The sequence below is a fragment of the Paraburkholderia sp. PAMB 6770 genome, from assembly GCF_057748135.1.
This window is the reverse complement of the sequence record NZ_CM173238.1, coordinates 3,532,916-3,546,061: the sequence shown is the minus strand read 5'-3', so window position 1 is coordinate 3,546,061 and position 13,146 is coordinate 3,532,916. Positions and strand designations below refer to the sequence as shown.

9 protein-coding genes are annotated in these 13,146 nt (G+C 55.8%); 7 read left to right on the top strand and 2 right to left on the bottom strand.

What is annotated here, in order from left to right; translation table 11 throughout:
- Window positions 1-66: 66 nt before the first annotated feature.
- Window positions 67-2,703, bottom strand: a complete 2,637-nt coding sequence (locus AC3AP7_RS16045; RefSeq protein WP_475767493.1) for a DNA phosphorothioation-associated putative methyltransferase — start codon at window positions 2,701-2,703, stop codon at window positions 67-69.
- A gap of 138 nt (window positions 2,704-2,841) precedes the next feature.
- Between AC3AP7_RS16045 and AC3AP7_RS16040 the strand changes: the two genes are divergently transcribed.
- The 7 genes from AC3AP7_RS16040 (at window position 2,842) to AC3AP7_RS16010 (ending at window position 12,840) form a co-directional block, all read left to right on the top strand.
- Window positions 2,842-3,252, top strand: coding sequence for a helix-turn-helix domain-containing protein (locus tag AC3AP7_RS16040; RefSeq protein ID WP_475767495.1), 411 nt, complete (start codon window positions 2,842-2,844; stop codon window positions 3,250-3,252).
- Window positions 3,253-3,506: 254 nt separating this feature from the next.
- Window positions 3,507-4,178, top strand: coding sequence for a TnsA endonuclease N-terminal domain-containing protein (locus AC3AP7_RS16035; protein WP_475767497.1), 672 nt, complete (start codon window positions 3,507-3,509; stop codon window positions 4,176-4,178).
- Window positions 4,162-5,412 carry an IS256 family transposase gene (locus AC3AP7_RS16030; protein ID WP_475763347.1) on the top strand — a complete coding sequence of 417 codons (1,251 nt, stop codon included), beginning with the start codon at window positions 4,162-4,164 and terminating at the stop codon, window positions 5,410-5,412. The genes AC3AP7_RS16035 and AC3AP7_RS16030 overlap by 17 nt, the downstream gene beginning before the upstream one ends.
- A 167-nt stretch (window positions 5,413-5,579) precedes the next feature.
- Window positions 5,580-7,556 (top strand): Mu transposase C-terminal domain-containing protein, encoded by a 1,977-nt coding sequence (locus AC3AP7_RS16025; RefSeq protein ID WP_475767499.1) that lies wholly within the window; start codon window positions 5,580-5,582, stop codon window positions 7,554-7,556.
- Between the two features lie 11 nt (window positions 7,557-7,567).
- A complete protein-coding gene (locus tag AC3AP7_RS16020; RefSeq protein ID WP_475767501.1) occupies window positions 7,568-8,572 on the top strand; it encodes a TniB family NTP-binding protein in 1,005 nt (334 codons plus the stop codon).
- Window positions 8,572-10,455, top strand: coding sequence for a TniQ family protein (locus AC3AP7_RS16015; RefSeq protein ID WP_475767503.1), 1,884 nt, complete (start codon window positions 8,572-8,574; stop codon window positions 10,453-10,455). The genes AC3AP7_RS16020 and AC3AP7_RS16015 overlap by 1 nt, the downstream gene beginning before the upstream one ends.
- Before the next feature lie 156 nt (window positions 10,456-10,611).
- A complete protein-coding gene (locus tag AC3AP7_RS16010) occupies window positions 10,612-12,840 on the top strand; it encodes an AAA family ATPase (RefSeq protein ID WP_475767505.1) in 2,229 nt (742 codons plus the stop codon).
- A gap of 6 nt (window positions 12,841-12,846) precedes the next feature.
- Here the strand turns inward: AC3AP7_RS16010 and AC3AP7_RS16005 are convergent, their stop codons facing one another.
- Window positions 12,847-13,128 (bottom strand): type II toxin-antitoxin system RelE/ParE family toxin, encoded by a 282-nt coding sequence (locus tag AC3AP7_RS16005; RefSeq protein WP_475767507.1) that lies wholly within the window; start codon window positions 13,126-13,128, stop codon window positions 12,847-12,849.
- Window positions 13,129-13,146: the final 18 nt, after the last annotated feature.

Here is a 13,146-nt window from a genome sequence, read left to right as displayed (position 1 = left end):
GGCCGGGTGGTCTTTGACCCGGGGTAACGTACCCCCTTGTCGGAGCGGGTTGTGTGCCAGTCGGCGTTAGTTTGGGGACATCGGGCGAGGAATACGTCGTCCGTTAGCGGTTTCCTTCATTTCATATGCTGCACCAACTGGGTTGTCGGAATAGCTGACATGAATGGGGCGTGTCTTCCCATAAAAATACAGCCGATCAAATGGCAGATTGCTCATGATCCAGCGGCTCACCTCCTCCATGTCTTCATCCGCAACGATAAAGTCACAGGCAGCTCCCCCCCTGTCGCAGATCAATTTTCCTGTCGCACCGCGTTCATAAGCTGCGTGTTGATCGAGCGGTGGAGCAATGCGTGTCTTGATGAGCTTGCCTAACGCATGCGAGCAAAAGCCATATGTCAACTGGATGCCGCCAAAGTAGCCGATGAGGGGATCAAGAATCCGGGTTGCCAGATCGTAGAGGGCATTAAACGATTCTGGCTGCCGGGGGATGTTTCCCGTTTGGGTACTCACCTGGGTGTGTCCGCACTCAATGAAATCTCGGTAGCAAAAGTTCTGTCCGCACGGTTGATCTAGCGCCGGAATCGTATTGCTTCGTTGCAACTCGAATCCCTGGATCGTCCGTCGGCACAGTTCGAGCTGCTCGGTGAGTGCGCGCGCCGAGATTCCGTGCCCGTTGGGATCGAAGAGCTGAAGCTGAATGAGCTTATCATCGAACGCCAACTGCTCGACGTATCCAGGGTATTCCTCATTAAGATAACGGGATTTGTAATATAGAGGTGGTTTCTCAAATTCTCCACCGTATTCAAAGATCTCGTAGTCCTGCCTCCGGATGTTGATTTTTACTCGCCTCTTCATGAGTGGCAGCGGGGAGGTATCAAATTCCTCGTATTCAAGCAGGGTAAGCTTGCCAGACTGCGAATGGACCTTGATGAGTTGCGCCTCACTGGCTTCGCTGTAAATAAGAAGTCCGCAGCCAACATAGGCTCGCAGGATCACAGGAAGCTGATCCACCACCGAGATGTGCAGGTGCAGAGCCCCTTCCCTGTCCAACCAACCCATGCCCTGTTCGGCAGCCTCACAGCATGCTGCCCGGATTGCTTCCGGGACGGCGGCCTCGTGAAGCAGGCGAATGCCTGCTGCCTGCGCTGATCGATAGTCGGCGAAAAATGCTTTGATGTCTCTCCGCAGGCGCATTTCAAGGCTTTTATATGGCGGCCTTCTCTCGAAATGTCCCATCGCGAAAAACAGACGTAGGTCATCAGTTCGGGCCGCAGCAGCTAAATTCAGCTGATCAGGATCGAAGGCCGTCTCCATGATGTGTCGTGCTCGTCTCAACGAGCCCACATGGCACTCCAGCTCTGGCAGAAAGTCGATTTCATCGCGTTCCGGTGAGCGCCCAAGGTCGAGAGTTGTTCTCCAGAGCCTTGCTACACAATTGCGGGCCTCCTCAGACAGAGTTTTGCCCGTGGTTCGGGCTGCGCGACTTCGCGTGGGTGTGATGCGGTTCGGAAGCCGAAGAACGCGGGTTGCCAGGTCTCGGCGGCGATAGCGATTGGCAACAAAGCGTTGCTCCAGGTCTTTATCCTTGAAAACGAACCCGACTCCGGGACCGACGAGAAATATTTCTTCACCCAGCTCCCGCTGGAGATATTGTTTAAATTCTTCCTGGGAAAAATATTTTTGAAAGGTATTCCGGCTGGTCAGGACGCCGTCTCGATATGGGCGGCCAGGCATGATGCTACCTGTGAGCATGACCGAGACTGCGAGCACCTCATCGGCGAGACTGAATGCACGGTGTAATGCTTCCCGCCTTTCGTCAGGATCTTCAATCACGTTCAGGACGAACCCGAGATTAACTACCTGCGCGCCCCGGATCTCGCTATTTGCAGCGTAAAAAGGGTCCCATCCTGAGATGGCGAAGCCTTGTGAGCTCAACTCATTAACATCGTCCCCCTTGCCACATCCGTAGTCGAATATGGCTCTGCCGGTCGATATGAATCCATGCCGAATTAGTAGCTGCATCGGCGCGGAAAGATTGTTTCTGCTGAGCGCAGTCAGGTGACGAAGAACCTGGGCATCTTCCAGAACGTCGGCTGCTTGATCACTGGACACGGGCTCAACATTGCCAACCGGTATGAACGTTCCATCGGCTATCTTGTAACCTTTGCTTGCTACTACATCCAGCCAATTTTCCCGAAAGCCAATCTTGATTGGCTCGTCAAACAAGCCCAGCTCTTCCGCCTGCCGTGTGACCTCCTCAAACGCTGGGCGCAGTGGGTGGGATGGGGGGAGAAGAAGCTCTTTGCGGTGAAGAACGGGTGGGTTAAGCGAGTTCAGGTACGAGCGGTAAGAGACCGATCGGTCCTCAGGTGTTGGCAAACTCCACGCCTCCTGCAAGATTGGGAACGGCTCCTCAAAGAAGGCATCGTATCGAAGTAGAGAAAGCCTCAGTGAGTCGAGGTTCAGCTTGAGAACGTTTCCACGTTCACGAGCCGCAGCTGGCGCAGACGCAATTGCGGTCGTGATAGTCGCTTTGGTGGTGGCATCCAGATAGTCGAGCGCATCCCGATGGATGTACCAGTCATCCACGACGCGCTTCCCGAACGAGGCAGATATGCGAGCTCGATTCGCCGTCCCCATCGTCAACTCCCAAATTTTCAGGAAAATCTCAAGATAGGATAAGAAAAAATATTCTTTTTTCAATCAAAATCAATCGAAAAATAAATGTTGAAAATGGTTCGCTTCGGAAGCAAATAAAAATGTCATGTGCGAGTTTGCAATGCAGGACATGTTCCATTAGCCTGAGCAGATTCAAAACTTGACGGATTCTCGTCGGCCGCCATGAGCCCCCTCGGTAAATTCATACGCCATCGCAGGAAGCAGCTAGGACTGTTCCAGGAGGACCTGGCGAAGAGGCTGGGTATCGACGACACATATGTCAGCGCAATCGAGACCGGAAAACGAACGCCAGATAGGGCTGAATTTCTCGATGCACTATGCCTGGCACTTGAGCTCGATGACGGACAGGCGGCGGAACTGGTTTACGCCGCGCAGACATCACAGCTTGTGCTCCGCTTGCCACAGGGAACCCTCGCGAGAAAGCAGGAGGTGCTTAAAGCACTCGCGAATGATGTAACCCTAACAGCGACAGACATTGAGGCCATCGCGGCACTGCACACGGTTATCGCAAGAACCCGGCAGTCCGCTGTCATCAACCTTCAACCCATTCATCAGGGAGGCAGAGCCATGTAAACCCAAAAGCGCCACAAACCTGGAGGGGCTTGCAGCGCTCTTCGGGTCCGAAGATCGGGGTGATCAACGAATGGCCAATTCATAATCTCCTCCTTTTCGGCTCGAGAGTCAAGCTCCCTCTTTTTCTTTAATTTCGCTGCCTATCGAGATTCGACGAATTTTCGTCGAGTCCGTGGGACGCGCTCGTCCATGCACTGCCTTTCTTGATACCCGTTTATCGAGGGGGCCGCTTTACGTCTGAAAAAGGAACGGATGTGGCTGAAAAGCTCAAAAAGATACTTAGACTGAACATCAAGCAGCCGACGTTGAGATCCGCTCAGCGAAGACGTTCGAAGACCCGTCGCCGGACGGATTCCGGGCCTGTGCGCACGGTAGTAACGCGCTCGGGTTCAATGCCTCGCGGCTATTTCCCTTCCCTCAAGAACGGCCGAATGGTCGTATTCGAGCATCTCCTGGAAAAAGCCGCTCTACGCCTCTTCGAGATGTCGCCGTTCGTCCGTGCGTACGCTGCACAGCCCGAGCGTATTCATTACCGCGATCAAGATCGCGTGCGCCGATATACACCCGATTACGAAATTGAAACGACCGATGGTCAGTTCATCCTCGTTGAAATCAAATCCAAAAGGCAACTGGCGCGCCCCAACGTACGAGAAACCCTCGAACGTATCTCGGAGCATATGACCGAGGTCGGACGGCCATATGTTGTTCTTACCGAAGACGTTATCCGGTTACAGCCTCGTTTCACGAATCTGGGATTGCTGCTACGCGACCGTCCTTTGTACTGCGTCACACCGGACGTGATGTGCAGCAGCTTGCGAAGGCTCATGAGCGAATCAGTAAAAACGTTGGGCCACGCGGGCCTGTCGGGAATTTCGTGTTTAAGGCATAACATGCTCCCAAGGAGAGTTTATGCCTCGCAAACCTAAAGCCCAGCCGGCGGATCTGCCGGCGATTCCCGCCGAGTTGCTTGAGCAGTTCGGCAACGGCCCGATGACAGCCGAAACCATTAGCGCTGCGACGATGGCCTTCAAGAAGGCCCTGATCGAGCGTGCGCTGAACGGAGAGATGAACCATCATCTCGGTTATCCCACTGGCGCGGCCAGGCCGGCCGACGTTACCAACCAGCGTAACGGCCGGGGTGGCAAGACGGTTCTGACCGAGCATGGTCCTGTCCGTATCGAGGTACCGCGCGATCGTGACGGTAGCTTCCAGCCGATCCTGATACCCAAACACGAGCGACGCTTCACCGGCTTCGACGACAAGATCGTCGCCATGTACGCCCGCGGCATGACGGTCCGGGAAATCCAGGGCTTCCTGCTTGAGCAATACGGCACCGAAGTCTCGCCCGACTTCATCAGCTCCGTCACCGACGAAGTCATGGCCGAAGTCACCGCCTGGCAAAGCCGACCGCTTGAGCCGATGTATCCGGTCGTGTTCTTCGACGCCTTGCGCGTCAAGATCCGCGAAGACGCCGTGGTCCGCAACAAGGCTGTCTATCTGGCCTTGGGCGTGCTGCCCGATGGTTCGCGTGACATTCTCGGTTTGTGGATCGAGAACACCGAAGGCGCCAAATTCTGGATGAAGGTATTCAATGATTTGAAGACGCGCGGCATTGGCGACATTCTGATTGCCGTGACCGACGGCCTCAAAGGCATGCCCGAGGCGCTGGCAGCTGTGTTTCCTGCAACGACGCTGCAAACCTGTATTGTCCATCTGATTCGCAATAGCCTGGCCTACGCGAGCTGGAAGGACCGCAAGGCGCTGGCGGCCGCGATCCGGCCGATCTACACTGCGCCGAGCGCCGAAGCCGCGCAGGCCGAACTCGATGCCTTTGCCGAAAGCCCGTGGGGTCAGAAATTCCCGACAGTCAGTGTTGCCTGGCGCAGCGCCTGGGACCGCGTGATTCCGTTCTTCGCGTTCCCCCCGGACATTCGCAAGGTTATATACACTACGAACGCCATCGAGAATGTCAACTCGCAACTACGCAAGATCATCAAGACGCGCGGCCATTTCCCAAGCGACGATGCCGCGACCAAGCTCATCTGGCTGGCATTGCGGAATATCACCGCCGACTGGGGACGCGCAGCAAAAGACTGGAAAGCGGCCATGAACCAATTCGCTATCCTCTACGCGGATCGATTTGTTCGGCCATCCGTGTGATTCTCAACCCCGCCTTGAACACGGAATTCCTGACACCCCCGGCCACGCGCGGCTCGTCGTGGGGAGCGATGTTCTCTTCTCGCTCTTCACGCATGGACTCGCAACGTGTCCTCTCGATGACGCGATTACTGACGATACCCCCATCACGTTTTCTCTGGAGAAAGATCATGCGTGGTTTTTCATTTCGAAAAAACATGGTTTTTAAGCTGGACGGCGCCGAGGTACGTATCGTACATCTCCTCGAAAGCGGCGATGTCACACTCGAAAATGTGGCAACGGCCGAGCAGCACGTGACGAAGAAGCAAGCGCTGCTTGAGGCCTACGTTGACCACCGAATCGTTGTCGACGTCGCGGGAGACGAAAATGGCAGTACGGCAGAATATCGCCGTTACGCTCATCAAGCATATGGTCGTCCTTTTTCGGAGCTTGACCCCAAGGTCCAGAAGGCCGCGCATCGTCGCAAGCATTACGTCGACAGGCTGATCGCGTGCGGTCGCCCGTCGTTTACACCCAAGGTAATCGCACCGCTTATCGCCGAGATTGCCGCAGCATTTGCGGATCCCGCGCCGCCCAGTCCCACGACTGTGTACAGGTGGTATAGGGACTACCGCTACTCTGGAGATCCGCGTTGTCTCGTTCCACGGTACGACCGTCGTGGTCCACGTGGTCCGCGAACGGATCCACAGGTGATTGAGTTACTGATGGCCAGCCTGTGCGACACAGCCGCCGTATCGCCGCGCTGGTCGATCACCGACGTGAAGGCAAGACTGGCGAAGCGGTTGAATCAAGAAAACCGTTCGTCTCTCGACGGAAAGCAACTGAAGCTACCCAGCGACAAGACTTTGCATCGTCTTATCAAGCGGGTCGACGAGTACGACATTACGGTTCTCAAGGAGGGAAAGGCAGAAGCAGACCGGAGATTCCGTATTACGCACGTTGGAGTCCCGGTCAGTCGGATCCTCGAGCGTGTCGAGGTGGATCACACGCCGCTTGATTTGTTTCTCATCGATGAGAACACGGGGCTGCCATGCGGTCGACCGACCATCACGCTGCTGATCGACAAGTTCAGTCGCATGCTACTCGGGTATTACGTCAGCTACGACGACACTTCGATTCTGGCAGTCATGCGCGCCCTCCGTCATGCGATTTTGCCAAAAAAGCCCGCGAAAACGTACTTGCCAAAGCTCCAGGTTCATCATGAATGGCCTTGCTATGGACGGCCGGAAACACTGGTTTGTGATAACGGCGCCGAGTTTCATAGCGATTCACTGATGGCCGCCTGCTTTGATCTGGCGATCGAGCTCATGTTCTGCCCTGCCAGAACACCCGAGCACAAGGGGGCTATTGAACGATATATAAAAACCGTGAACCACAGCTTGGCGCACAAGATTCCGGGGGCCAGTCTCTCTCAGCTTGCCGATCGGGGCGATTACGATCCGCTTAAGCACTCGGTATGCCTTGTTGGAGAGTTCATCCAACTTTTCGAAAAGTGGAACCTCGATATATACGCCCAAACGATGCACAGCGGTATCGAAACTACGCCGTGGCAGAAATGGCACGAAGGCATGGCGAGCGTAACGCTTGAGTTACCGCCGAGTGCCGAGAAAACTGTTATGGCGTTGGGGCTAAATGCCGAGCGACGTCTTCGCCACGATGGAATATTTATCCATGGACTGCGATACGTCAGCGATGAACTTCTGCCAATCATTCGGGCGTACGGGGAAGGCGTGCTAGTCCGGGTCACATGGGATCCTGATGACCTGGGAGCCATCTGGGTTTGGCCACCCGAATCGCAGGACCGAATTCGGGTTCCAGCCATCGAACACGAATACGCTGAAGGATTGAGGCACAAGCAGCACAAGCTGGTCAGGAAGCATCGCCGAGCTCAGGCGCATAACAAGGACAGAGAGAGCAGCCTGATGCAGGCTCGCATCGATTTATCCGACGCGGTGGATGAGATGGCACGTTCAAGTAAATTGAAATTGCGCCGCAGAGCAGCAAAGACCGCAGGGGTGAGCGGGGAGAGACCATCCGGCATCAAGATGGGTGCTGTGCCCAATCAACCGAAGGCGCGCCCGAGGGCGCGCCCCGTTCTTTCGCCTTCCGAAAAGAAGTTCGCACGCATTCAGCGCAAGATTATTTAATGGGGACGGTGATGGACGAGAATTATCAATTTACATCGCGTCATCATGATGCGTTGTTGAAATTCCGCAGCGAGACAATCATGTTCCCGCAATTCGACGCTGTATACGGGCGGGTTTCTGAGTTGCTTGACATGTACCGGTCAACAGGGCTCGCCAATCATCTCGCCATCTATGGTGAGACAGGTTGCGGCAAGACGACCGTTTGCAAAATTGTTCGAGCGGATCATCCACGCGTAATAACACCTGAACAGGACGTGGTACCGATACTTTACGCCTCGATTCCAGCTCAGGCGACCATCAGCTCCGTCGTTGAAGCACTGTTGACAGCGATGAAGGATCCGTTCCCTACGCGCGGAACCAATTCATCAAAGACGGCGAGGCTGATCGAGTTGATTATTCGATGTGGTGTACTTATTGTTATTCTGGATGAACTACAGCATGTCCATGATCGTGGACGGTTGGCGACAGTCTACGGGGTTGGCGACTGGATCAAGGATTTGTCAGATCGGATCCCCTGTCCGGTTGTACTGGTCGGCATTCCGCGAGCCCAAACGCTCGTCGATACAAATGAGCAGTTGCGTCGACGTTTTAGCTCTAGCCTGATGCTTGACCGGATGACGATCGATCAGGACGAGTCTTTCATTGAGTTTCGTCAGTTCGTATCTACCGTCTGTGACGCACTACCAGTCCGGTTTAAGTGTGATCTCCAGTCATACGATGTGGTCGAACACTTGTATTTCGCTACCGATGGGCGGGTGGGTTATCTGATGCCGCTGTTCGAGCGCGCGTTGAAAATTTCATTTCAGGCCGGTGATTGCCCGATCGATAAATCCATTTTGGAAGCTGCCTTCACCGCCGAGATATGGAGGCTCGGCGTCGGAAAACTCAATCCATTCAATCGGGATTTTTGTGGGCGTCGGCTCGACAAGTTTGGAGAACCTTTCCACGGTGGTGGCACCGGGAGCGCAGACGGTGGTCGTGGTTCGCGCTCAGGCCGTGCGCGGGAGGGCGAGTGATGACCGCAAAACTGTTAATTCGCGAGCAGCCGCGTGGCGACGAAACCATGGCTGAATATCTGCGTCGCGTTGCGGACATCAATGGCTATGGTGGCGGCCTTAACTTCATCCCGGGCGCCTTGGGCGAGATGTCGCTTGATATCGGGGCCATAGCCAATTTAATCGGCATCGATGCAGATCGACTCGGCGCATTGTACGAGCCGTGGCCTGCCTGGATTGCCGAGAAATCGGCGAAGTACCCGAAGCACGACGCGGCAAATAGCATATGGCACAACCGGCAACGGATGCGGTGGTGCCCCGCCTGTCTTCGGGAGGCAGGCTATATGCGCTCGATCTGGTCTGCCAAGCTGTTTGTCGCCTGTCCGCAGCACGGAGCGATGCTTCGAGACTCATGCGATACGTGTGGGGCTACATATTCCTGGCAAACTGGACCATTCAGGAAATGCCGGTGCGGCCGGTTGCTTGCTGAAATGCGCGCCGACGAGGCTGAGCACGCCGTGGTCACGTTGATGAACTTCTGCCAATCATCGTCAGACGGCGCGAATAAGCATACAGCCGGGCCCACTGGCCGTGCATCACCGCTAATTCGTCTGTCTGGCACCGGCATGCTGAAATTGCTGAGTCATCTGGCGCCGTTAATTTCAGAGCATGCGCAGAGCCGACCAGGGAGTGTCCCGGGGCTGTCCGATCTGAAGCGCGCGACGGACTATATCAGGCATTGCACAAAACTCCTGTTGCCCTGGCCAGATGGATTCCACGCTCTCATGAAACGATACCTTGACCCCACCTTGGCGGGGACAAGTGTTCGTCGACACTTTGGGCCGCTGTATCGCGTGCTATACAAAAATTTGCCGGGACGAGAGTTCGACTTCATGCGCCGTGAGTTCGAATCATTTCTCGATGGTCACTGGTATGGTCCGATTGATGGTCGACATCGTGCGTTTCGTCTCCAACGTAAATCTCCGGTTATGTCTGGTAAGGCGATGCGTGCGCAGATAAGGTGTTCGCGCGAAACACTTCGTCAGCTTATAGAGGCGGGAACACTGAAGGGTTATCTGATCCGTAGCCCAGCGGGACGCATGTTTCCGATTTCCGACCGGTACAGTGTCCAGCTTGCACGGAGAACGTTGAGCAATCTCGTCACCCTACGTATCGCCAGTCGGGAACTGGGCGTGAGCCAGAAGCGAATTCGAGTCCTGATCGGGGCTGGGTTGATCGGAACCCAGCCGCATCGCCGGAATGGTAAAGGCAGATGGGCCATTCCCAAGGCAGAGATCAATCGCCTGTTGGGGCTGCCAGTTGTGCGACGCGATGATCTTGAACCGGTTGCGACATGGACGTTGGCACATGTCTTGAGGCACCGATGTCGGGATCATGCGACGTTCACGGGATTCATGCGTGCGCTGCTTGATGGAGCGATCAAAAGCGTTGGGCGAGCCTCGGGGATGAGGGGGATGTCGGCGTTTCTCATAAGCAAGGCAGACGTGGAGCTGGCTGTCGCTGACGCATCGCGTCTTCCAGTGGACGGGATGACCGCACAGGTGGCGGCGCAGCGACTTTCGGTCAAGGAGGAGGTCGCCTACCAGCTCATTCGTTCGGGTTTGCTGGAGAGCTACGACCACCATCTGAACGGGCGGGCAATCCGGCTGGTTTCGGAAACCGGATTGCAGCAGTTCCAGAGGGACTACACTTCGCTGGTGGCGTTTGCGAAGTATCAGCGAACGTCGCCGAGCGCAGCCTGCCGATGGCTATTCAGACACGGCTTTCATCCCGCAACGGGGCCGTCGGTTGACGGCGCACGACAGTACTTTTACCGGTCGGTAGATATCGCGACCGCCGTTAGGTGGAGTATCGAGGCCCGGTATTCTGAAAAGAGAGCGTAGCCGCTGGGCACGGTGCGACTTCACGTTGCACCGTGCCAAATCGATTGTCGGCTTGCCAAGATTCAGGTCACGATGCAAAGTCGGGTATCGTTACCATCAATCGCAACCAGAATCGAGAGCACCGCTTGCTGCGGTCAGGTGCACCCGGGGACACACATGATCGAAGCAATCCACTTGTCTGACGTGGCGACTTACGCGCTGGAAGCGCAGTCGCTGGGCGCGCTGAGAAAAGTGAACTACTTTTACGGCGCCAACGGCTCTGGCAAGACGACAATTTCGCGGGTGATTGCGGATCCGGGGAACCCCCACCATAGTTGTTGCCGCATTGTCTGGAAAAGCGGGCTGCCACTCGAGGCTCTCGTCTATAACCGCGACTTCGTCGAGGCGAATTTCGGCGGTGAGGACATCAAGGGCGTATTTACGATTGGTAAGCGTAGCGTAGAAGCCGCGCAGGAGATCGCTCGACTGAGAATCCAGTTAGCTGAGGTGATTGGCAAGATTGCGGATCGGCGCGCGACGTTGCGCGGCACGGATCCCGACGTGGAGGGCGGTAAGCTCGGTGATCTGGCCGAATTGACCAGGAAGCTCCAGCAAAAATGCTGGCAGCAGAAGATCAAGCACGAGGGCGAACTAGCTGGCGCGCTGGAAGGCTACCGTGGAGACAAGAGCCGGTTTCTCAGGAAAGTGCTGGAGACTCGTGCGGCGAAACCCGCAGCCGATTTTGTTTTGGCGAGCCTTGATGATCTGCACGAACGAGCCAAGACTGTTTACGGGCCGTCGCGCTTCGCCGAGAGCCTGATAGCGATCCCGTCGGCGCAAAAACTGGTCGCCCTTGAAGCTTCGCCCATCCTGGCAAAAGTGGTTGTCGGCAAGAAGGATGTAGATGTTGCCGCACTCATAGAGAAGCTGGGAAATAGCGATTGGGTCAAGCAAGGCCAGCCATATTTGGCTGCGAGCGATGGCGAATGCCCCTTTTGCCAGCAAACCTTGCCGCCTACCCTTGAGGCCAGCTTATCGGAATATTTTGACGAGACGTTTCTCGCCGACACGGCTGCAATCGCGGCACTGGAGGAGTCGTATCAGCGGGAGGCACGGAATTGGTTGGCGGCGGTGAGTGTGCCACTCGACGCCAAGCATTCGCGCGTTGATCTGGACAGGCTGCGGGTGCTTCGAGACGCCGCGGCGGCTCGCATTGACGCTAACCTGCTCTTGATCGCGGCCAAACGCCGAGAACCGAGTCGCCCCATTGCCCTTCAGGGTTTGGCGGATGCCACAGCGGCTACCGTCGAACCACTGTCCGAGGCGAACACGCTCATACAGTCGCACAACGCGACGGTTGCCAATCTGGCCACCGAGAAGGCTCGTCTGACCACGCAGGTGTGGCGATATATCGTCGATACCGAGTTAAAGGTGGATCTGGATAATCATTTCGAACGTGCCACCGGAGTCGAACGGGCCATCGCGAGCCTGAAAGAACAGATTTCGACCTTGGAGGCCAGCCATCGGGCTGTGGAAACGCAGATTCAAGGTCTGGAGAAAGAGACAACGAGCGTGCAACCGACGGTCGATGACATCAACAAGCTGCTGGCATCGTACGGTTTTAATAGCTTTTCCATCGAGCGGGACGGGACTCGTGACCGCTATCGTCTCCGTCGTGCTGACGGATCCAGCGCAAGCAAGACGCTAAGCGAGGGCGAACGGACGTTCATCACGTTCCTCTATTTTTATTTCCTCACGCTGGGTGGATCAAGCGGAACCGGTACGCAGAGCGACCGGGTCGTCGTACTTGATGATCCAATTTCCAGTCTCGACAGCGATGTGCTGTTCATCGTTAGCAGCTTGATCCATCGTATGATCGAATCCATGCGAAGCGGCGCAAGTCCGGTCAAACAGATCTTCGTGCTTACGCACAACGTTCACTTTCACAAAGAAGTTTCTTTTGACACGAGGCGTGGCGCGGTTTCCCTGTCGGACGAGACCTTCTGGGTAGTGAGGAAAATCGGCGGACGCTCACGCGCGGAGTTTCACGATGGGAATCCGGTCTCGAGTTCCTATGAAATGCTGTGGGCCGAGTTGCGGCGCCCGGGGCCTCATGCTCCCGGAATTCAGAATACCCTGAGGCGCATCCTTGAGACCTACTTCAAGATCTTGGGCGGTTGGGATCTAAACAGGATATGGGAGAAGTTCGAGCCTGCAGATCAACCCATCTGCAAGTCACTTTTCTCGTGGGTCAACGCTGGCTCGCACGGCACCCTCGATGATCTCCATTTGGCGCTGGATGATTCATCCATAGAGCGTCATCTGCACGTGTTCAAGGAAATTTTCCGTGTGTCTGAACACCTGCCTCACTACAAGATGATGATGCGCGAGTCTGCGGGGGAATAGGAGGTCTTAATTCGGCGTCGGTGTAGTCACGGACCGAATCGAAAGTACCTGCACCTCCGCATCGGTCACCCGGTACACCACCACATAGTTAGGACGCACGGCCATTTCTCGCGTGCCGGTGATGCGGCCCGCGCGATGGCGGTTAGACTGAATCGCAAGCGCGTCGACCTTGGCGTGTATCAGCTTGCCCAGTTCATAGGCTTTATCTGGCTGGGTCTTGCTGACCATCTCAATAATTTCCAGCAAGCGTAGGCTTGCTGCACTGGACCATGCGATGTTTTTTTCCATACGTCGGTGCGTGCTCAT

Bases quoted from the DNA above. Each gene is read 5' to 3' on its own strand.
- AC3AP7_RS16040 (WP_475767495.1), top strand. From the start codon at position 2,842: ATGAGCCCCCTCGGTAAATTCATACGCCATCGCAGGAAGCAGCTAGGA.
- AC3AP7_RS16015 (WP_475767503.1), top strand. From the start codon at position 8,572: ATGACCGCAAAACTGTTAATTCGCGAGCAGCCGCGTGGCGACGAAACC.
- AC3AP7_RS16005 (WP_475767507.1), bottom strand. From the start codon at position 13,128: ATGGAAAAAAACATCGCATGGTCCAGTGCAGCAAGCCTACGCTTGCTG.
- AC3AP7_RS16025 (WP_475767499.1), top strand. From the start codon at position 5,580: ATGCGTGGTTTTTCATTTCGAAAAAACATGGTTTTTAAGCTGGACGGC.
- AC3AP7_RS16020 (WP_475767501.1), top strand. From the start codon at position 7,568: ATGGACGAGAATTATCAATTTACATCGCGTCATCATGATGCGTTGTTG.
- AC3AP7_RS16030 (WP_475763347.1), top strand. From the start codon at position 4,162: ATGCCTCGCAAACCTAAAGCCCAGCCGGCGGATCTGCCGGCGATTCCC.
- AC3AP7_RS16010 (WP_475767505.1), top strand. From the start codon at position 10,612: ATGATCGAAGCAATCCACTTGTCTGACGTGGCGACTTACGCGCTGGAA.